Source organism: Micrococcus sp. GbtcB5, from assembly GCF_019091605.1.
Classification (GTDB): Bacteria; Actinomycetota; Actinomycetes; order Actinomycetales; family Micrococcaceae; genus Micrococcus; species Micrococcus luteus.
This window is the reverse complement of the sequence record NZ_JAGXJK010000194.1, coordinates 1-272: the sequence shown is the minus strand read 5'-3', so window position 1 is coordinate 272 and position 272 is coordinate 1. Positions and strand designations below refer to the sequence as shown.

Sequence of the window (272 nt, the reverse complement as noted above, 5' to 3'; positions counted from 1 at the left end):
CTTCCGTGACCGCTCCCGTGCCCACGGGCAAGAAGCTGGACCTCGTGGAGTCCCCGGCCAAGAGCAAGTCCATCGCGAAGTACCTCAACGCGGTGGGCGAGGGCTGGGTGGTGGTCTCCTCCGTGGGGCACATCCGCGACCTGCCCAAGCCCTCGGACCTGCCGGCGGAGATGATGAAGGGCCCGTTCGGCAAGTTCGCCGTGGCCACGGTGCACGGCTTCACCCCGTACTACGTGGTGCACCCGGACAAGCAGAAGAAGGTCACCGAGCTC

1 protein-coding gene is annotated in these 272 nt (G+C 66.9%); it reads left to right on the top strand.

The features are described 5' to 3' along the window. Positions 1 to 5: 5 nt before the first annotated feature. Positions 6 to 272 (top strand): toprim domain-containing protein (locus KVS67_RS12005; RefSeq protein WP_217565449.1); only part of this gene is annotated, 267 nt, incomplete at its 3' end.